The organism is Vibrio sp. Vb0349 (genome assembly GCF_033338975.1).
The window spans coordinates 1-1,563 of the sequence record NZ_JAWOTS010000148.1 but is presented as its reverse complement, the minus strand read 5'-3'; the positions used below and the strand labels follow the sequence as shown (position 1 = coordinate 1,563).

Here is a 1,563-nt window from a genome sequence, read left to right as displayed (position 1 = left end):
ACAAAATCTTAAATTGAAGAGTTTGATCATGGCTCAGATTGAACGCTGGCGGCAGGCCTAACACATGCAAGTCGAGCGGAAACGAGTTATCTGAACCTTCGGGGAACGATAACGGCGTCGAGCGGCGGACGGGTGAGTAATGCCTAGGAAATTGCCCTGATGTGGGGGATAACCATTGGAAACGATGGCTAATACCGCATGATGCCTACGGGCCAAAGAGGGGGACCTTCGGGCCTCTCGCGTCAGGATATGCCTAGGTGGGATTAGCTAGTTGGTGAGGTAAGGGCTCACCAAGGCGACGATCCCTAGCTGGTCTGAGAGGATGATCAGCCACACTGGAACTGAGACACGGTCCAGACTCCTACGGGAGGCAGCAGTGGGGAATATTGCACAATGGGCGCAAGCCTGATGCAGCCATGCCGCGTGTGTGAAGAAGGCCTTCGGGTTGTAAAGCACTTTCAGTCGTGAGGAAGGTAGTGTCGTTAATAGCGGCATTATTTGACGTTAGCGACAGAAGAAGCACCGGCTAACTCCGTGCCAGCAGCCGCGGTAATACGGAGGGTGCGAGCGTTAATCGGAATTACTGGGCGTAAAGCGCATGCAGGTGGTTTGTTAAGTCAGATGTGAAAGCCCGGGGCTCAACCTCGGAATAGCATTTGAAACTGGCAGACTAGAGTACTGTAGAGGGGGGTAGAATTTCAGGTGTAGCGGTGAAATGCGTAGAGATCTGAAGGAATACCGGTGGCGAAGGCGGCCCCCTGGACAGATACTGACACTCAGATGCGAAAGCGTGGGGAGCAAACAGGATTAGATACCCTGGTAGTCCACGCCGTAAACGATGTCTACTTGGAGGTTGTGGCCTTGAGCCGTGGCTTTCGGAGCTAACGCGTTAAGTAGACCGCCTGGGGAGTACGGTCGCAAGATTAAAACTCAAATGAATTGACGGGGGCCCGCACAAGCGGTGGAGCATGTGGTTTAATTCGATGCAACGCGAAGAACCTTACCTACTCTTGACATCCAGAGAACTTTCCAGAGATGGATTGGTGCCTTCGGGAACTCTGAGACAGGTGCTGCATGGCTGTCGTCAGCTCGTGTTGTGAAATGTTGGGTTAAGTCCCGCAACGAGCGCAACCCTTATCCTTGTTTGCCAGCGAGTAATGTCGGGAACTCCAGGGAGACTGCCGGTGATAAACCGGAGGAAGGTGGGGACGACGTCAAGTCATCATGGCCCTTACGAGTAGGGCTACACACGTGCTACAATGGCGCATACAGAGGGCGGCCAACTTGCGAAAGTGAGCGAATCCCAAAAAGTGCGTCGTAGTCCGGATTGGAGTCTGCAACTCGACTCCATGAAGTCGGAATCGCTAGTAATCGTGGATCAGAATGCCACGGTGAATACGTTCCCGGGCCTTGTACACACCGCCCGTCACACCATGGGAGTGGGCTGCAAAAGAAGTAGGTAGTTTAACCTTCGGGGGGACGCTTACCACTTTGTGGTTCATGACTGGGGTGAAGTCGTAACAAGGTAGCGCTAGGGGAACCTGGCGCTGGATCACCTCCTTA

The 1,563-nt window shown here is 53.6% G+C and carries 1 rRNA gene; it reads left to right on the top strand.

Annotation, left to right across the window (positions count from 1 at the left end):
* The first annotated feature begins 10 nt into the window (after nt 1-10).
* A 16S ribosomal RNA gene (locus R7Q47_RS24040) occupies nt 11-1,563 on the top strand.